The sequence below is a fragment of the Pleurocapsa sp. PCC 7319 genome (assembly GCF_000332195.1).
Lineage (GTDB): Bacteria > Cyanobacteriota > Cyanobacteriia > Cyanobacteriales > Xenococcaceae > Waterburya.
The window spans coordinates 4816848-4835397 of sequence record NZ_KB235922.1; the positions used below are offsets into that span (position 1 = coordinate 4816848).

General features: G+C 37.9%; 15 protein-coding genes. 8 read left to right on the top strand and 7 right to left on the bottom strand.

What is annotated here, in order from left to right:
* Positions 1-21 precede the first annotated feature (21 nt).
* Positions 22-1998 carry an alpha-amylase family glycosyl hydrolase gene (locus tag PLEUR7319_RS0125970; protein WP_019508156.1) on the bottom strand — a complete coding sequence of 659 codons (1977 nt, stop codon included), beginning with the start codon at positions 1996-1998 and terminating at the stop codon, positions 22-24.
* Positions 1999-2383: 385 nt separating this feature from the next.
* Here PLEUR7319_RS0125970 and PLEUR7319_RS36745 point away from each other — a divergent pair, with 385 nt between their 5' ends.
* On the top strand, positions 2384-3184 hold the full coding sequence (locus tag PLEUR7319_RS36745; protein ID WP_019508157.1) for a mannosyl-3-phosphoglycerate phosphatase: 801 nt from the start codon (positions 2384-2386) through the stop codon (positions 3182-3184).
* Between the two features lie 64 nt (positions 3185-3248).
* Complete coding sequence (locus tag PLEUR7319_RS36750) at positions 3249-4502, top strand: glycosyl transferase (RefSeq protein WP_051044470.1); 1254 nt, start codon at positions 3249-3251, stop codon at positions 4500-4502.
* On the opposite strand, the gene PLEUR7319_RS0125985 is transcribed toward PLEUR7319_RS36750, so the two are convergent.
* From PLEUR7319_RS0125985 to PLEUR7319_RS0126005, 6 genes are all read right to left on the bottom strand, one after another.
* The gene (locus tag PLEUR7319_RS0125985) at positions 4499-5578 is read right to left on the bottom strand and encodes a saccharopine dehydrogenase family protein (RefSeq protein WP_019508159.1); all 1080 of its coding nucleotides are present in this window, start codon (positions 5576-5578) and stop codon (positions 4499-4501) included. The two genes, PLEUR7319_RS36750 and PLEUR7319_RS0125985, sit on opposite strands and share 4 nt — an antisense overlap.
* A gap of 11 nt (positions 5579-5589) precedes the next feature.
* Positions 5590-6783 (bottom strand): MFS transporter, encoded by a 1194-nt coding sequence (locus PLEUR7319_RS0125990; protein ID WP_026102785.1) that lies wholly within the window; start codon positions 6781-6783, stop codon positions 5590-5592.
* A 513-nt stretch (positions 6784-7296) separates the two neighbouring features.
* A complete protein-coding gene (locus tag PLEUR7319_RS0125995; RefSeq protein ID WP_019508161.1) occupies positions 7297-7983 on the bottom strand; it encodes an HTH domain-containing protein in 687 nt (228 codons plus the stop codon).
* A 131-nt stretch (positions 7984-8114) separates the two neighbouring features.
* Positions 8115-8282 carry a hypothetical protein gene (locus PLEUR7319_RS41475; protein WP_158441880.1) on the bottom strand — a complete coding sequence of 56 codons (168 nt, stop codon included), beginning with the start codon at positions 8280-8282 and terminating at the stop codon, positions 8115-8117.
* Complete coding sequence (locus PLEUR7319_RS0126000) at positions 8263-10266, bottom strand: CHASE2 domain-containing protein (RefSeq protein ID WP_019508162.1); 2004 nt, start codon at positions 10264-10266, stop codon at positions 8263-8265. Before PLEUR7319_RS0126000 ends, PLEUR7319_RS41475 begins: the two co-directional genes overlap by 20 nt.
* Positions 10253-10636: a hypothetical protein gene (locus PLEUR7319_RS0126005; RefSeq protein WP_019508163.1), complete on the bottom strand. Its 384-nt coding sequence runs from the start codon at positions 10634-10636 to the stop codon at positions 10253-10255. The genes PLEUR7319_RS0126000 and PLEUR7319_RS0126005 overlap by 14 nt, the downstream gene beginning before the upstream one ends.
* Before the next feature lie 222 nt (positions 10637-10858).
* On the opposite strand from PLEUR7319_RS0126005, the gene PLEUR7319_RS0126010 reads away from it, so the two are divergent.
* The 6 genes from PLEUR7319_RS0126010 to PLEUR7319_RS0126035 all read left to right on the top strand — a co-directional run bounded on the left by PLEUR7319_RS0126010 (position 10859) and on the right by PLEUR7319_RS0126035 (position 18522).
* Entirely contained in the window at positions 10859-11536 is a 678-nt protein-coding gene (locus PLEUR7319_RS0126010) for a DUF4360 domain-containing protein (RefSeq protein ID WP_019508164.1), read from the top strand.
* A gap of 296 nt (positions 11537-11832) precedes the next feature.
* Positions 11833-12351, top strand: a complete 519-nt coding sequence (locus tag PLEUR7319_RS0126015) for a hypothetical protein (RefSeq protein ID WP_019508165.1) — start codon at positions 11833-11835, stop codon at positions 12349-12351.
* A gap of 135 nt (positions 12352-12486) precedes the next feature.
* Positions 12487-13038 (top strand): DUF4360 domain-containing protein, encoded by a 552-nt coding sequence (locus PLEUR7319_RS0126020; protein WP_158441881.1) that lies wholly within the window; start codon positions 12487-12489, stop codon positions 13036-13038.
* Positions 13039-13810: 772 nt separating this feature from the next.
* On the top strand, positions 13811-14791 hold the full coding sequence (locus PLEUR7319_RS0126025) for a GDP-mannose 4,6-dehydratase (RefSeq protein WP_019508167.1): 981 nt from the start codon (positions 13811-13813) through the stop codon (positions 14789-14791).
* A gap of 39 nt (positions 14792-14830) precedes the next feature.
* The gene (locus PLEUR7319_RS0126030; protein WP_019508168.1) at positions 14831-16192 is read left to right on the top strand and encodes a bifunctional 2-polyprenyl-6-hydroxyphenol methylase/3-demethylubiquinol 3-O-methyltransferase UbiG; all 1362 of its coding nucleotides are present in this window, start codon (positions 14831-14833) and stop codon (positions 16190-16192) included.
* Complete coding sequence (locus tag PLEUR7319_RS0126035; protein ID WP_019508169.1) at positions 16189-18522, top strand: glycosyltransferase; 2334 nt, start codon at positions 16189-16191, stop codon at positions 18520-18522. Before PLEUR7319_RS0126030 ends, PLEUR7319_RS0126035 begins: the two co-directional genes overlap by 4 nt.
* Positions 18523-18550 lie beyond the last annotated feature (28 nt).

An 18550-nucleotide genomic window follows, 5' to 3' on the forward strand; every position in this document is an offset into this window, starting at 1 on the left:
TCGGAGTATAGCTCTAGGACTTTAATCTTGATTCTCGATACTTTTTTCTAACTCCACATAGGGAACTAGCCAAACAACATCATAGGGATGCAAAACCAGGAAAATCTTTTGTTGCTGGACTCTCCATCCTCTATTACCAATTAAATCGTACCAATAATTATTATTTTCTGGAGCATTATTGCCAACAACTGAATCAGAGCCATTTATTTTAAGTTCAGATAAGGGGATTTCTAGTTGACAAACTTGGTTGGAGACATTGGTCACAGTCAGAATATGCTCTTCGCTGTCAGGTGCAATTCTTAAAACGACAAAGCATTTGTCGGAAAGACTTAGAATTTGTTGTTCGCCTTGGGGATGAAAAGCGCTCTGTTGAACTCTGGTTTCTAGTAATTTGCCCAAAGCTCGAGTTAGTTGGGACAATTTAGAGTTAGGTAATTGTAATTCTTGATCGATAACAGTTTCGGAAATTATCTGACGGTTGATATCTCGTTTGGACTTAGTTTTAATTACTGTGTCCACATCATTACTAGTCCCAATCAAACCATGTAGATAAATTCCTGGCACACCTTTTAATACTAAGGCTATACTGCGCGAAGCAACAAAACGCTTAATTTGAATAGCTAGAGGTTCATTGCCACTATCTAAATTTAAAGCACTAAACCAAGTGGAGTTAATTTCATAAGGTTCGTCATAACCTCCTGCTCCAGTACGATAGGATATAAATGCTCCATGTTCTCTAGCTCGGCTAATCAGATATTGAACATCTTCGGATGGCAGAATATTTTTGACTCCCATCAAGCCAATACCATCATGAGTATCTAAAATATTAAGATAGGTGCAAGTGTTAGCAGGAAACTCCAGGTTTTTTGCCCACTCAGCTAAAGCAGTTGTGTCTTCACGATAAAAAGTATGTAGCACCAAAGGAGGTAAGGCAAAATTGTAAACCATTTGCGCCTCGTCATCCCCATTACCGAAATAACCAATATTTTGTTCGTGAGGAATATTCGTCTCGGTAATTAGAGCTACTCCCGGAGCAACCAAATCAAAAATATCATGAAAAAGTTTAATCGTTTCATGAGTTTGCTCTAGATTGGCACATGATGTCCCCGGAATTTGCCACAGGTAGGTAACAGCATCTAAGCGAATCAAATCAGCTCCGCGACGGACATACAACAACAGAGTTTCAATGACCCATAGTAAGACTTTGGGATTACTGTAATTTAAATCAATTTGATCGGTAGAAAAAGTAGTCCACACCCAGATTGGACCGTTGATGCTTTGGAATTTAGTCAAAAGATCGTTTGTACGAGGGCGCACTATCATTTGACGATCTTCTGGACTCAATTCATCTGGAGATTGGTAAACTGTAGCAATATCTTTATATTCAGGATTGCCACTTAACAATTTTTGAAACGCCTTACTCTTAGATGAAGTATGGTTACACACCGCATCAAACATTAACTTATAAGAGTCTCCAATTTTGGCAATATCTTGCCAGGAACCCAATTTAGGATCTACTGCGCGAAAATCAGTCACGGAAAATCCCCGATCTGAAGAGTAGGGGAAAAATGGCAGAATGTGTAGGGTATTAATTGCTTTCTTGAAGCCAGGTACTTCTTCCAAAATGTGAACCAAGCTTGCTAGAGGAGATGATTTTTCACTGCGCAGCAGATCGCCATAGGTGATTAGAATCACATCTTGTTCTGTAAATCTATTAACAGCATCAAAATGGCTTTCAGCTTCGATTCTAGCAGGCGGTTTGTAAGCGTAGTACACTTTGAGAACACGCTCTAATTCGGGGAGCAATTGCTCAGCCTGCTCTTCACCATAGAGAAAGCATAAGCGTTCAAAGATTTTTTGCCTAGCTGCCGCAGGAATTTCTAATAATGGTCGATTGTAATCTGGATATTCGTAATGACGAATATTGGTCCAATCTTTTACATTGTTATTTGGAACCTGTTCTGGGGATTTGACACTAATTTTCTGACTAGCAACCATGCTTTTTCTTAGTTATCTTTGACTTAAATTGATTGATATATACGTTTGTGTACACACTAATATGCCTTAGACAAACAGATATTGCCGCAAAATGCCCGAAGGGTTTCAATATTTTGGGTAATAAAATAAAGTGTGATTTTGGCGGTAACAACACAAAAACCAGAGTGAGCAATGCTCACTACATAACGCACCTAATATAAAATACTTATTTTGCTTTTGCCTAAGTCGGAGCGCAATTTTTCACTAGATGATAGTTTAACCCGTCATTAATCATCGTGTAACGGCTTTCGTATTATAATTTCTGTAATTTTTTGAAGAAAATTAAAGTCACCAATACTCTTCTTAAAATGACGGTGTTGGCTATTAATATTGCTCAAAATGACCTATGAGGTATATTGTTGTTACTGACTTGGATGGTACGTTATTAGATCATCAAACCTACGAATTTACTCCTGCCTTAAATGCGATCGCCGAATTATCGCGACAAGAAATTCCCATCATTCTTAATTCCAGTAAAACTCAGGCAGAAATCTTAGCAATTCGGAGGGAACTAGAGAACCAGGAACCTTTTATCTGTGAAAATGGAGGTATTCTCTGCCTAAGTAGTGATGAGTCAAGTGATTCTATTAATTCCCAAGGCTCAACGACTCAATATTTGGGTGTTCCCAGGCATCAGTTTCTGAGCAGTTTAGATTTAATCAAAGAAAAGTTAGGGCTTAACTATCAAGGATTTGCTCAATCTTCCGTAGAAGATGTTGTAAGTTGGACTGGATTGACCGCCTCAGACGCTCACAAAGCAATGCAGCGACAGGCAACCGAACCACTGTTATGGCATGATTCAGAGGAGGCATTAGACACTTTTCGGCAAGAATTAAAAAAATTAGCCTTGCAATGTGTCAAAGGGGGCAGATTTCATCATGTGATGGGTCTGTTTAATAAAGCTAGTTGTTTTCCCCAATTGAAGGAATATTACTCCCAGCATTGGCAAAAAGAGATCGGAATTATTGCTTTGGGAGATAGTCCAAATGATTTACCGATGTTAGAGCAAGCCGATTATGCAGTTGTAATTCCTTCAGCAAAGGGGGGTAATTTGCAACCTAATCAAAGTTCTGTTTTCTTTGCTACTCAACCTGGTCCTCATGGATGGCAAGAAGGCATTGACTTTTGGTTAAAGAGTATACATTAGATACATTCTCTATATTTTTTTTTAGATATATTTGAAATAAAGCCCTAAATACGGGAGGTGTGAAATCGCTGACTTCTTTCAAAATGGAGAGATAACCACTCTACATGATTTACACAGCCGTTCTGTCGCGTCTCTAGAAGCAGAACTATTATATATATCTCAGCAATCGCCCATGGCTCTGGTTTTGCCATGTTTATTTTCTGAGTTAGAAGGACCTGCCTTAGGTAATATTCTTGATGAACTTTCCCAAGTCAAATATTTAGACCAAATTATTATTGGTTTGGATCAAGCAACTGAAGCGCAATTTAAATATGCTTTAAAATATTTTGCTCGACTACCTCAAAAACACAAAATTTTGTGGAATGATGGACCGCGAATGAAAGCCGTTCATGAGTTATTGCTTGAAGAGGGTTTAGCTCCCAATGAACGCGGTAAGGGATTCAATGTCTGGTATTGTATGGGATATTTTCTCTCTTGTGGTACTGCGAAGACATTAGCATTGCACGATTGCGATATTCTGACCTACGAAAAAGGACTACTAGCAAAACTGTTTTATCCAGTAGCGAATCCCAAATTTGAGTTCAAGTTTTGCAAAGGCTACTATTATCGTCAGGCTAACAATAAATTGAATGGCAGAGTAATGCGTCTTTTGGTAAGTCCTTTGGTGCGATCGCTCAAAAGAATTTTTCGAGATAATGCTTTTTTAGATTACATTGACAGCTTTCGCTATCCTTTATCAGGAGAGTTTTCTATGGCTGCCGAAGTAGTCAATAATGTGCGTATTCCCTACGATTGGGGATTGGAGATCGGTATACTTGACGATGTTTATCGCAACTATAATTTGAATAAAATTTGTCAGGTGGACATTGCTAATGCCTATGACCATAAACATCAAGAACTTTCTTTTCAAGACCGAGATCGAGGTTTATCTAGGATGTCCATTGATATCTGTAAAGCTTTGTTCCGCAAAATGGCTGCTAATGGGCAAGTTTTTTCTCAAGAAATTTTTAGAACCCTTAAAGCAACTTACTATCGTACCGCACTTGATTATGTAGAACGATATCATAGTGATGCCATTATGAATGGACTGACTTTAGATCGTCATAATGAGGAAAAGGCAATCGAACTATTTGCTCAATCGATTATTCATGCTGGCAACGCTTTTTTGCAGAACCCTCAATTAAGACCTGTAATTCCCAGTTGGAATCGAGTGATTAGTGCTGATGCCAATATTTTGCAAAAAATACATGATGCTGTTGAGGCCGATAACACCGAAATTGACCGCCAAAAAGTACTGGAAGTGGCAATTAACAATTAACAATTAACAATTTCAATCTGGCGACTAGCCATCGCCTCCAAAAATAATTCTGTTGATAATGCTTGTTCAACGGGATAAATTCCTGGTTGTTTTAGTTTATCTTCTAATAACAATTGAGCGATCGTTCCCGTACCAGCGCCAGCGGCGATCGCCGTATTACCGTGTACCATGGTGGCACAGTAGGTTTGGGGTTCACCCGCTGTTTCCCCTGTAATGGATACTCGCATAGCCACCCCAATCCCACTAAATTTATCAGTAACATTGGTCATGAGATAACTTACACGGGAAAAGAATTCAATCCCTTTAGGACTAGTGACCCAAGCCTCGGGAAAAATATGAGCTGTAATCCAAGTTAAATGATTGTACCAATCGGGAATTGAGCCAAATTTAGTAATTACTGTTTCTACGGGAAAAGAATCAGCAAAAGTATAGGTTTCTGGTACGTCAAACCAATAAACTCCAGTCTTGCCATAGGGTTGAGGGAACTCAATTACCTCTCTTTCTGTGTAGGGTAAGGTATCTTGCCATTTACCATCGATCCAAGCAGCAAATTTATTTCTTAATCCCAGAAAAGTAGTTCGCATCACCGTTAATCCTGCACCACCAGAACCAGCGACCACATAACTTAAATGTATTTTTTTAGGCTGTTCAAACTGCTCGATCCCTTGTTTCGTCATGCAGTTAGAAATACCAGGAAAAATTCCCGTATTGAGAATAGCCGTAACCCCTTGGGCGATCGCTTGGTCTTGGTGTATAACTACCCGTTCATAAAAAGACCGATGATCGCTCACATCTAGATAATCTACTTTGGAAGCAATGCAAGCTTCTAATACTCTACCGTCTCGATGATGAAATGGTCCGGCACAGTGCACTACTAAGTCTTTAGAGGCGATCGCTTTTTCTAGCTGGTCTAGAGCTGCTAAATCTAGAGTCAGAAACTTAAAAGGAGGCTTGACCTGTTGTTGGGGATTACGAGAGGTGATAGTAACTTCTGCATCAGTATGATTAGCAATATCCTGAGCAACACTATTACCAATTCTGCCACAACCTCCAATTACCAAAACTTTTTTAGACATATAGTGATCCTTCAATTTTTGATTTGTGTAGCGATCGCAACATAAAGTAAAGCTAATAAAAAAGCAATACTGCCACTGATAGCACCAGTTTCGATGCTGAGCTCGCCTACTTTAGTCGCCAAAAAATCAAATAAACTGATTCCACCACCGAAACCGCCGAAATACATCCCTACACCCAATCCCCCATGAGATTCAGGAACTAAACCGAGGGCAAATGGTACTGCACCATTAAGAATTAAACTAAAAAACAGTAATAAAACGGCGATCGCGATTAGCTTAAATAATCCATCAGGTATAAGTAATAAGGTTAACAAAACGATAACAGTTCCTAATCCACCAATGGTCATACCCTGTGAGTTACCTAATCGACTGGCAATTTTACCTGCGGGTAAAGCAGCTAAACCCAAAACCACAAAAAATAAGGTCATAGCTAATTTAGTATTAGCTTCTCCTAATTCCATAGTCAAAACTTGGCTAATAGTAGGAATTAAAAACCGCAATCCCCAGCTGATACTCATTCCCGTAAGGAAAATTAAACCCAGTTTAGGTAAAGATATTCTTGTAGATTGGCTTTGTGAGACGATTCCCAGTCCTGGAGAATTAAATAAACGTAATAAAGCAGCAGCACCCAGTAAAGCTAAAGAACCAATGGTGAAGGCAAATCCTGCACCTATGTTCACGATCAATCCGTAAACATCAAACCGAAATGCGCCAATTACACCTCCTACTAAAGTTAAAATACTGGCTGCTTGGGGTAATACTTCTGTGCTAGCACAGCGCCCTAGCAAAGACATTGCAGGAGTGCGAAAAACTGCCATTACTGAAGCCCAGAAAATTACTAAAACGATAAAAAACCACTGTGAAAAGTCATTTTTACTGCTAAAAATTGTGACGGCAGGAATCACAATAAATAAAGCAGATGATAATATAGCTCCTATAGATATAATGGGGACTTTGCTACCAAAAATTCGCTGTTGTCTATCAGAAAGTGCCCCAAAAATTGGCTCGATCAAGGTTTCTAAAGCATTTTCAATTATTAATAAAGTTACGGCTAGTTCTTTGGCAAGACCAAGTTCTACTAAAAGTAGAGGAAGATATAGTTTATAAATAACCCAGGCTAAAGTAATTGCCCCCTGCATGGCAGCTATACTCCAAACTTTAGCCCAGAGAATATTGCGATTAACAGTAATTATTTTAGTTTCCATGTCAATTAACTCTAAGCTACAAGCCATAAGCTATAAGCTAGTTATTAAAAAAGAGCTTAAACTCCTCCTTGATAATAGTCTCCTTAAAAGGGTGAACGAAAAAAGGCGTGGGAATTAAACAATCTTAGTCGCTTTGAGTAAAGAGTAACGAGTAAAGAGTAACGAGTAACAGCACAAAGCTATTCGTTACTTGTTACTTGTTATACTAAATCCGTTTCGTATAGGTTACTCAAAAAATTAAGTAATGAGTAAAGAGTAACGAGTAACGAGTAATGAGTTGAAACAACATTTGGTAAAAAAACTAAACACTACTCTTACCAAGCGGATTTAGTATTACTTGTTACTTAAACAACGCGAAAATAAAGTTTTGCCACCGTAAATTTCGCTCACCCTCTTTAAAAGGAGAGGGAATTCAACCCTTCTTTAGCTAAAAGCGTGTGAGGCGTGCTGAGGAAACCTCCGCATACGCAATCACGTAAGAAGCTAAGAGCTTACAGCTTAAAGCTTTTTAATTCAGATCAATAACATTTTGCGCCGCACAGCTTCCATTGATAAAGCAACACGAAAGCTAGTACAGCTTGGTTCTAAGCCATCAATATCTAATTTGAGCTTCAACTGCTGAATATGGTTTTGGACTTTTCGTACCGAGACATTTAACTCCCGTGCAATAGCTTTATCAGTCAGATATTGTTGACCAAGTAGTTGTAAAATTTGGCTTTCAATAGAAGAAAAATCTACTTCCTGTCGCAAATCTGGAGGAAGAACAAGTTGACCAGCTAAGGCACTCTTAGCTCCTTGGACAAAATGTTTCCGTCGTTGCATCTTAGAATTAATGACAAAGCCTCCTTGATGTTTACTAATTAACTTCCTCAAGGGTCGAAGATAGCTATGTTCGCTAGTGTAAACTAGAATGTTTAATTTCGGATAATCTCCAAATATATACTCTAATAACTCTAAACTTTCTTTAGTTGACTGTTCACCAGTAATATTACCAATCTGAAGATCGATAACGAAAAGAGAAGGTATCTCAAGTTTTAGTCTTTCCCAAACTTGTTGGGGTTTATTTAGTACGACGCAGCTGGCAGAGGGTTCTATTTTCTGGAGATAGAGACAGTTATTTTCCGCTACTTCTGGATGATCTTCAAGAACAAAAAATATCGGTTTGGATGATAGCTCCTCGAAATAAGCTGTTATTGACATTGATATTGTTAAAGGATTTAATTAAGTTTGATTGAATTTAGGTTTTATTTCTTAAAATCATGCCAAAAACGAGTAAATTAAACGAGTAAAATAAACAAGCAATATTAAACTACGCCAATGAACGTCAGCTCTTAACGCACTACCAAGATCTTAAAGAGGAATATTGACGATTGGGCTTCGCCCACGCTGCGCGATCGCTTTAGAGATAAAACCAAGAAGAGCGCGATCGCATAACCTTCCGAAACTGAGCAAGTACTGATGAAGTGAGATGCCCCTGTTTTAACAGTGGGAGTCGTCAAAACTAAAATTCCATGCTAATTGAACCTTGATGCCCCCGTCAGGAATAATAGTTCTTTCCCAAGCTCCTTGAGGTAATTCCAAGGCAATAGTTTCCATTATTTTTGTCCCATAACCTCCTGAACTGCGTCTTTTAGTGGAAGTTTCTACCGAGGGAGTAACTGATGTTTGGCAATTGTTATCAATTATTGCCAGGTAACATCGGTTTTGCTCGCGCCATAAACTAACTTTTACTTGAGTTGCATTGCCATAAGGTGGTTGGGCATGAAACAATACATTATTAATTGCTTCTCGGAAAAAACGGTAAATATCTTCACGAGCATCAATCCAATTAGTACTAGCCTTAGGTTCATCAATGGGATGAAGATCGTAGATGACTTGGAGAGTTAATTGATCAGAATCAACTAGTTGTTCGAGATTAGCTTGAATACCGATATCTATACCAGAACGGAGAATTGATGATATTTCCAATTTCTGTGACATCTGACGCATCGAGTTAAGTTGTTCGCGAATTTGCCGACCGATAATTTCGAGGCGATCTATTACAAACTCTGGGTCTAAATTTAACTCTAGTTCCAGCCTATCCATGATTACTTTTAAGTCTTGAAGAGCGGTATCATGGATATCCGATGCTACCCGCTGTAGTAATTTGCGAGTTTGTAAAATTACGGCTTTTTCCTCTGCTCGTTGAAGTTGTTCGATTGTTTGACGCTGTTGAGTAATTAGTTGTCGTTGTAGTCCGAGAACTAGACAGATACAGGTTGAAATCGCGCTAGCAGACCAAATGGATAAAGGAATAACTATAGGCAAAGTATAATAGTTTTGCCAGAGGATTAGAGTCAAACCGACGTATACGAAGATAACTCCAAATATTATCCAGAAAAAACTCTTAGGATAATCCAGTCGAGATGAATCCATATTAAAGATAAAAATACCACTGACGATAATAGCCCCGACAAGCCAAATTAGCCACTGGCTCCATACTGACAAAACTCGATAGTAGCGACCTGTAATCAGACTAGCTAAAACATTTGCCTGAAATTCAAGCAAAGGAATCTTGTTTCCAAAGGGAGTTGTTACAGGTAAGGTATTATGATTTCTCCCTTCACTAAATCCCACCAACACAATTTTATTGGCAACCAAAGAACGCAAATTTAATTGAGGAGCAAGTTTACACTCTTCAACAACATTTCTATCACAAATTTGTTCGACATTAAAAGCGGGAAAATTACTGCTGCTATCCCAGTAGTTGACTCCAATAGTTTGAGGAAAAGATATTTCTGTCTTTAATTTATACTTGTTCTGTTGTCGAGCGAATTTTTCTAGTGCTAGTAGAGGAGCAGAATGGAATTTTTGCGCTGGCTGGTTACCATCTAAAGTAACAAACTCTCCTCTTAAATTAGTACGACGAGTGATACTGGTTGAACTTCGGGGATTTTCCGCTTCTAGTTCGTATTCTGAAAATCCTTGAACAGAATTGGGAGCAATAGTTGGGCTTAGATCGTCGTTACGGGGTAAAAAGTGGTGGTATGTTTGCAATTCCGAGGGAGTCTCCTCAAAGAGGGAGTCGCTACGAGTAACTAAGACTATTTGCTCCCCATATTTTCCCACCAATTCTCTGAGAGGACTATTACTTAAATCCGCATCTTTCCAATCACTATCGGGAATATCTCGCCAATAATGACGTAAATTAAGAACTACTACCGCGACATCATTTTCTAAGAGCTGTTTGATTAAACTAGCGTAAAAAACTCTTTCTGAGAAATTAGGGTTAGCAGCTCTCTTCTCTCGATATTGCCGATTGAGCTTAACGAGCAATATTTCTTTGGGAGGATCATCGGGACTTTGCCAGCGAAGAAAAGTATCGTAAGTATTCAATTCCAGTTTCTGTAGGCAGGATATTTCACGAAACAAGACACTATAAATAAATCCAAAACTTATTCCTAGTACCAATATGGCTATGGTTTGCTTTTTACTTCGGCTCATCAATCTGTTGTTCTGACACAGGGAATAGACGATAGTGTATCAGGCGATAGGGCGTATTTTGAGATAAACTTATGCCCAATTCTTGCTCGAACTCTAAAAAACGCCATATTCCCACATCAGTTATCGCTTCTCCTTTCAAGGGATTAGTAGATGCTAATTCAATTTGCTGACCTTTTAAAGCACCAGAAAGAAAAGTAACCTGATTGTCTTTTACTAATATTTTTAGCCCAACCGAAGCTCCCTCCCCTTCTCCACTAATAATTCTTCCTTTACCTTGCCATAGTTCTTTTGCCAATGCAGGGAAGCTTAAAACTAACAAGGTGAAAGTAATCGCAATGAGACTTAGTAAGGTGTATTTGAAGGAAAACATTGCTTGGTGAAAACAGTCATGGAGAGCTTACTTTTCTAGTTTATGACGGAAGCTAGACTTTTTTCAGCGGTAGTCCGCATATTTATCTGTGCATTACCGCAATAATATTTGCGCTTTTAAACCTTTTTTCAGCGGTATCTGATGTTTAACATGAATTACATACAACCTGAATTAAAAATTGAAGCAGGCCAAAGCTAAAACATCAAAAAAGAGGAATTTATTATGAATCTTAAAAAATTGGGTATTTTATTGTCCTTATCTACACTAGTGAGTATTAACCTTACAACAACTAATGCTTTGACTCAGGAAGATCCTGCATGGAATGTTGAAGATGATACCCAAGTTGAAGAACCTAGTATCCAATTTGGAGAAGCAATTTCTCAAGGCAAATGTACTATTGCCAATCAGCTTGCTGGAGAAGATGGTAGAACATTAGCGATCGCGCTAGATGGCTTTGTTGCAGAAAATGGTCAGCGTAACAAATGTCTTTTAAGAATTAACACGACTATTCCAGGTGGTTTCCATGTGCAGGATGTGCAGGTTCTTTACCAAGGAACCGCAGAAATCCCAGAGGGGGAAAACGCCATCTTCAGCAGAAGCTATATTTTCAATGGGGGTGCTTTTGGTCAAGTTAAAGCAGAACCTCAAAAAACCAAGTTTGTAGAAGACAATCCTTTGTTTCAGGAGCAAGATAATCTTACTGCCGCATCTGTTTCAGCCTGCGGTGGTCAAGGACAATTAGGTATTAATATGATCGCCAGATCTTCAAAAGAAGCTGCTCTTTTTGTTGATACAGCAGATGTCAATGCTGGAGATGTTCAGCTTCATTTCGACATAGTTCCTTGTGATACTTCAAATAGTCTAGAAAATCCTAATCAGGTTGCTGTGGGATTAAAGTAAGAAAAGCAAAATAAAGTGTTTTGTAGTTTTCTTGTTTGAAGTTTTCTTGGATTTAGTTAAAGCAGAATCATTCCTGCATGACAGTTTAAACCGAAGGGGAGGAAACAACTTCCCCTTCAGGCAAAACTAAAGTATAGATTCATAGTAGATTTGTACCTTTAACATCAAATCGTTAAGAAAATTGTGATTGGAAGTAACCAAACTCTGCGCTCTATGTCAGCTAATTGAGTTTTTTTACCAAGCTCAAGCGCAAACTTACTATTCATAAATAAATACTATTAATGGAGATTTAGATAATGTTGAGGTTAAAATATTTACTCAATTTTTTGCTTGTAGCATCCTTATTTACTTTTAGTTCTTGTAATGTCAATTCTAATACTGATGCTGCAATTTCACAGAAAAGCAAATCTGGATTCATTGTCACTGGTGATTGTGATGTAGTTTTCGATTCGCAAACTAATGAGATTAAACTTGTATCGAATCTAAAAGTTGGTCCCAAATCACGAGCTAGATGTATCATTAGAGTCGAAGCTCCTGGTTCTCAGAAACAAGTTAGGCTAGTGCCTGTAGCTTTAAAAGGTGAAGTAACTAAAGCACCAGCAACTCTATCTATTTCATCAATTTTGATTGGTGACGACAGACGAACCAGCATCTCTAAACTATATGAAAACCCGACTAGTTTTGATTTGACCAATGAAATTCCAAACACCAGCTATACAAAAGATGGACGAAGCGTATTTGGAATTAACTTAACTGTCTCTACAAGAAGTGGAGGCTCATTAGATATAACAGAGCTAAAATTTGCCATTCAGTAGTGGTCAGCGGTACACCGCCTTAGAACGACGGTGCCTGCGCTGATCTCCTTCGGCGGTCATCAAATAATGCCAATAAATTAGAAAATAATCGAGATGAGTTTCAAGTATTTTAGAAGCTTTGTATTAGTATTTACAGTGTTAGGAATCAATTTGATTCCTACTAAAGCTTTAACTAAAAAACCGCAAAAACCTAGTATTAAATATGAAAAAGCATTTAGTTGGAATGGATGTAAAGTTGGTGGTCAGCTTGCAGGAGGAGATGGTAGAACATTAGCAATTGTTCTCGATGATATGAGTGTGGCAGATAAAGAGCGCCAACTCTGTTTTATAGCTGTTCCTACTACAATTCCAGGGAATTATCTGATGCAGGATGTACAGATTCTATATCAAGGAACAACAGAAAATCCAGGAGGAGCAAAAACCCGCTTGAGAAGAAAATATAAATTTGTGAGCAAGTCTCGAAAACGAATTAATACAGAATGGGTCACTAGCCTGTTTAAATCTAGTAACCCTTTATTTCAGGAGCAGGATGAAGTTGCTGTTATACCCAAGTCCTGTGGTTGGCAAGGCTGGCTTATTATTGGAATTGAGGCAAAAGCTTCACGCAAAACTTCTCTGATTGTCGATACAGCCGATCTCAATGCTGGAGACGTAAAAATTGATATCGATACAACTCCTTGCTCTTAGAGCTGGTTTAATTGAGTTCCAGCTCGGAGGCAAAAATTTTGACAACGGGTAATCTGCCTTTTTTCAAGCGGCAGAAATCACCAGATGAATCTTCAGAGCGATCGCTTTATCTTGTTGTTTAATTACCCGTTCATAAAAAGAACAATGATCGCTTACATCTAAACATTATCCGAATCATATAGACTTAGCTTCTGATATCAATTGGCGCAATAATTCCCATTGTTCGTCGGTCAAATCGGTACGATATGATTTATACATAACTCTCGTTTCCTGTCTTTTTAAGCTATTGACAGATTTAATGTAGCGAGAGTTTTTCTGGTTTTTGAACCGCGATCCACAATTATTTTAACTTTTCAGACATCCTCTCAGAGATAGAGTCCATCACATACAGATAGGTGCATAAAGTTCAGTAAATAGAGACTATTATAATTAAAAATATCAAAATCAAAGATTATGAAATAACTTTGATTGAATTTTGTAGAAATTAGACTACTCTAGACAAATTGCAAAATTATGATGATAAAACCAAAACGAGCTTTAATCACTGGTATTACTGGACAAGATGGTTTGTATTGAGCAGAATTTTTGAGATTTTTTTTAAAATAAGTGCTGTTCCTCAAAACGAATCTACTTGTTTTGATCCTCTCTGGTTGAGGATAATGCGCTAATTCCTAAAGTCTAGAGTTGGGAGCCAGTACTGTAGTCTTTTATTGTTAGTCAAATAAATCTAGTAGTCTCAAAATTGCAAATTAATTGATAGAAATAAGTAGTTATGGTCAAAAAAGCATTGATTACTGGAATTGCTGGTCAAGATGGATCTTACTTGGCAGAATTTTTGCTTAGTCAAGGATACGAAGTTCACGGAATTGTCCGCAGACAATCTTTAGAAAATCCTTCTGGAAAATTGAAGAATATTGCTGGAGTTATAGATCGATTAACACTCCATGTAGCATCATTGGAAAGTCATCTTTCTCTTTACAAAGTTATATCTCAGGTTCAGCCTGATGAATGTTATCATTTAGCCGCATCAAGTTTTGTTAGTTACTCTTTTGATGATGAGTCTTCGATTCTAGCAATAAATTTTAATGGGACTCATCATTTACTAGCATCCATTAAAGACGTTGCTCCTAAATGTCGTTTCTTTTTTGCTGGTTCTAGTGAAATGTTTGGACTGGTTCAAGATTCGCCTCAAAAAGAGGTTACACCTTTCAATCCGAGATCGATTTATGGTATTTCCAAACTTGCTAGTTATCATTTAGTGCAGAACTATTTTCGTCAATACGATATATTTGCTTGCACTGGCATCTTATATAATCACGAATCTCCTAGACGTGATTTCAAATTTGTGACTCGTAAGATAACTTCTTCTGTAGCAAAAATAAAGCTGGGATTACAAGAAAAGCTTTTCTTGGGAAATTTGGATGCGTTAAGAGATTGGGGTTATGCTCCAAATTATGTTCAGGCTATGTGGCTGATGCTTCAAAATAGTTCCCCCAATGATTACGTAATTGCTTCGGGGAAAAACCACTCGGTTCGGGATTTTGTTGAATGTGCATTTAGATATGTCGATTTAGATTATCGTAAATTTGTCGAACTCGATCCAAGATTTTTTCGTCCGTCAGAAAAGATTCCTTTAAAAGGAGATCATAGTAAAATTTCCACTGAACTTCATTGGCAAACTGAGAAAATTTTTGAAGAAATTGTTTCAGAGATGGTAGAAAATGATCTAAAAATTTTCTCCAATGCTCAATAATAAGGGGATTTCAGAACTAATTATGAACAGTGAAAAAATATGATTGATTCAAATAATCCAGAAATCAATGTCGATGAATTAATGGAGAAAGTTAGAGAGGAAGTTGCCAATCGTCAAGAAAATTTTCGACCATCTCGAACTAAGCCTGCTTTGTCAATCTCTGCACTCAGTAATAATCTCAATAGTATTGAGGGTTTACTTGAAAATGCGGAGTCTCGTAGTTTGCTTCGTACTAAGCTACCTGCAAAATATTACAAGTTTCCCTTAGCAGAAAAACTAGAAAAATATATTCTAAAAACATTTAATTTACTGTTTAGAGATCAAAGAGAAGTCAATCATAATTTAACCAATGCTTTCAAGCAATCTATAAATATTAATCGCCAATTAATTTTAGAAATAGAAAATTTGCGATCGCAACTAAATGAGCGTTTGGGAGCAGTCGAAAATCGCATTCAAACTGCAAATGAACGTGTAGAAGCAGTCGAAAATCGCACTCAAACTGCAAATGAACGTGTAGAAGCAGTCGAAAATCGCACTCAAACTGTAGATGAACGCTTAAGTATTGTCAATAGTCAGATACAAGACTTAGCTAAAAGTTATCTGCAAAATAATAACTACCTCAAAAGCGATCTCATACAGCAGAAGCGATTGATTACTTTATTTTTGGAAGAAGCACGGCAACGGCTACCAGAACCATTTGCTCAAGAGCAGTTACAAACCTTTGTTAATGAAGATGAATATGCACTAGATGCTTTTAATGTCGCTTTTGAAGACCAGTTTCGTGGTAGTCGTGAGGATATTTTTAATCGGTTAAAAGTTTATTTGCCTTTGATTGAGGAAGCAAAGGTAGGTACACAAGACACCCCCATCTTGGACGTAGGCTGTGGACGTGGAGAATGGATCGAACTATTACAAGTTAATGGATATACGGCAAGTGGTTTAGACATTAACAAAGTAATGATAGAACAATGCCAAGCTTTAGGTCTCAAGGTAGTTGAAGCAGATGTGATAGCTTACTTACGTGGATTGTCTGACAATAGTTTGGGAGCAATAACAGGCTTTCATATTATTGAGCATCTACCATTTGCAATACTGATGCAGTTATTTACTGAAGTAATTAGAGTACTAAAACCAGAGGGGATAGTAATTTTTGAAACTCCAAATCCAGAAAATGTTCTTGTTGGTAGTTGTTCATTTTATATCGATCCGTCTCATCGTAATCCTTTGCCAAGTGTTACTACCAAGTTTATTGCCGAGTCAGTTGGTTTACACGATGTCAGTATTATGAAACTTCATGCTTATCCAGAGAAGCAAAGAGTGAATGGTTCTGAAGTAGCCGAACGCTTTAACGATTTCTTTTATGGAGCGCAGGATTACGCGGTAATTGGGTATAAAAAATGAAACCTATAGCTATAGTTGTTCCCTGGTTTGGCAAAAATTTAAAAGGAGGAGCAGAACAGCAAGCGTGGCAAATTGCGACTCGACTTGCTAACAAAGGTCATCAAATCGAAGTGTTGACTACTTGCTGTCGTTCTTTTCAAGATGATTGGTCTGTCAATCATCTTAAATCTGGATTGAGCCAAGAGGAAGGTATTAAGATTCGACGCTTTGAAGTTGATAGTCGCGATCGCCCTAGGTTTGATCGGATTAATTCTTTGATATTGAGCTTGTCATCTTCAGACCTAAAACCAGGAGTTAGTCCGATTAATTTAGAAGATGCAACTGTTTTTTGTAATGAGAACATTAATTCGACTAATTTACTGAATTATCTCCAAAAAAATCAAGAACATTATCAAGCGTTTATCTTTATCCCCTATCTTTATGGTCTAATTTTGCAGGGTTTGCCGATTGTTGCTAGTCGTGCATTTCTACAGCCTTGTTTACACGATGAAGCTTATGCATATTTGCCACAAGTTGCTAACATATTTCATTTAGCTAAAGGGTTATTATTCATCAGTGAGGGAGAAGCTCAACTAGCTAGACAATTATATGGTCCTGGGATCATTACTAAAAGCGTAGTGGCAGGTGCAGGAGTAGAAGTAGAAGTACTTGACCATAAGCATCATAATAAAACAATTCTCAAGATTAAAGACTTTCAAATAACCCAAGAGCGGTTTATTCTTTGTCTCGGTCGCCGAGATGCAACCAAAAATACCGATTTATTGATTAGGGCTTATACTGATTTCAAGCAAAAGCATCCAGACTCTAATCTCAAGCTAGTTATTGTCGGTCCTGGTAATCCATCCTTTCTTAAGCCTATGGAGGGATTAGTTGATTTAGGTTTAGTTACAGAAATTGAAAAAGAAGCATTATTAGCTAACTGCTTGGCTTTATTCCAACCTAGTCAAAACGAAAGTTATTCCCGTGTCATCATGGAAGCTTGGTTCTATCAGAAGCCTGTTGCTGCTCATCGGAATTGTTTGGCTACTGCGATCGCTGTTGAGTCGGCAAAAGGTGGTTGGCTAGCAGAGACAGAAATTGAATGGTCAGAATTATTCGCTCAGGTCGATCAGGTGGCAGAAAAAGTATTGACAGCATACGGAACAAATGGTCACAGTTATGCCCAAGAAAATGCTGTATGGGATAAAGTTATGGAGCGTTACGAAGCTGTATTGGCTTTATCCAAACCATTAGCAACAACATCTACACCTAGCTCGGGAAAACTGAATCAAATCCATCAATTACTGCCTAACCTTGGTTATGGTGATGCTATATCTAACCATGCATTGGCAATTAGAGACTATTTACGCAGTTGTGGCTATAAATCTGATATTTTTGTCAGCTATCTAGATGAGAGAGTTGCTCATGAAGCTAAAATATTTCAGCCTAAAAGTATTAGTGCTAAAGCAGGATTAATTTATCATCATTCAATTGGTTCTGAACTTACCGACTATGCTATAACGCACCCAGCCCCTAAATGTCTTATTTATCACAACATTACTCCGGCAAAGTTTTTTATTCCTTACCGACCTGATTTTGCCAAAATTCTGGAAGAAGGTAGAGCGCAGTTAAAGCAATTAGCCCAATATTTCCCAATATCAGTAGGCGATTCGACCTATAATGCAGCTGAACTAAATGCATCTGGATTTCCCCAGCCTGGGGTACTGCCTATCTCTGTCAACCCGAATAAATGGGATCTGCCAGCAGATGCCAACCTAATGAAGCAACTACAAGATGGTAAAACTAATTTACTGTTTGTCGGTCGTTTGGCACCAAACAAATGTCAAGATCAATTAATCAAAACATTTTTGCACTATCTGAGTATGGATCAAGAGGCGCGTCTGATTTTGGTTGGTTCTGGGGAACGAAACGATCCCTATTACATTCACCTGATCAATACAATTGAAAATTTAAACCTTACAGATTTTGTCCTGCTTCCAGGGCAAGTAAATGATACTCAACTGTTAGCATTTTATAGAACTGCACATCTACTTTGGTCTATGAGCGAGCATGAAGGTTTTTGTGTGCCACTTATTGAAGCGATGTGGTTTGATGTTCCAGTGTTGGCTTATAAAAGTACTGCTGTGCCAGAAACTTTAGGCGAAGCGGGATTAATGTTCAATACTAAAGAAGATTTAGTCCAAGTTGCTGCTTTGGCGAAGTTGTTAGTGAAGGATAAAGTGCTAAAAGCAACTGTACTCAATTTCCAGCGAATAAGACGGGAAAATTTCATCACTTCAGCAGTAATGGAAAGGATAAATATTATTATTTCAAGAATGAAATATGACTAATTTGCCACTCTCTTTTTCAAAAGCTTTT

Coding starts and splice junctions, on each gene's coding strand:
- PLEUR7319_RS0126000 (WP_019508162.1), bottom strand. CDS start 10,266: ATGAGCCGAAGTAAAAAGCAAACCATAGCCATATTGGTACTAGGAATA.
- PLEUR7319_RS0126035 (WP_019508169.1), top strand. CDS start 16,189: ATGAAACCTATAGCTATAGTTGTTCCCTGGTTTGGCAAAAATTTAAAA.
- PLEUR7319_RS0125995 (WP_019508161.1), bottom strand. CDS start 7,983: ATGTCAATAACAGCTTATTTCGAGGAGCTATCATCCAAACCGATATTT.
- PLEUR7319_RS0126030 (WP_019508168.1), top strand. CDS start 14,831: ATGATTGATTCAAATAATCCAGAAATCAATGTCGATGAATTAATGGAG.
- PLEUR7319_RS0125985 (WP_019508159.1), bottom strand. CDS start 5,578: ATGTCTAAAAAAGTTTTGGTAATTGGAGGTTGTGGCAGAATTGGTAAT.
- PLEUR7319_RS0126015 (WP_019508165.1), top strand. CDS start 11,833: ATGTTGAGGTTAAAATATTTACTCAATTTTTTGCTTGTAGCATCCTTA.
- PLEUR7319_RS36745 (WP_019508157.1), top strand. CDS start 2,384: ATGAGGTATATTGTTGTTACTGACTTGGATGGTACGTTATTAGATCAT.
- PLEUR7319_RS0125990 (WP_026102785.1), bottom strand. CDS start 6,783: ATGGAAACTAAAATAATTACTGTTAATCGCAATATTCTCTGGGCTAAA.
- PLEUR7319_RS0126005 (WP_019508163.1), bottom strand. CDS start 10,636: ATGTTTTCCTTCAAATACACCTTACTAAGTCTCATTGCGATTACTTTC.
- PLEUR7319_RS0126025 (WP_019508167.1), top strand. CDS start 13,811: ATGGTCAAAAAAGCATTGATTACTGGAATTGCTGGTCAAGATGGATCT.
- PLEUR7319_RS0126010 (WP_019508164.1), top strand. CDS start 10,859: ATGAATCTTAAAAAATTGGGTATTTTATTGTCCTTATCTACACTAGTG.
- PLEUR7319_RS0125970 (WP_019508156.1), bottom strand. CDS start 1,998: ATGGTTGCTAGTCAGAAAATTAGTGTCAAATCCCCAGAACAGGTTCCA.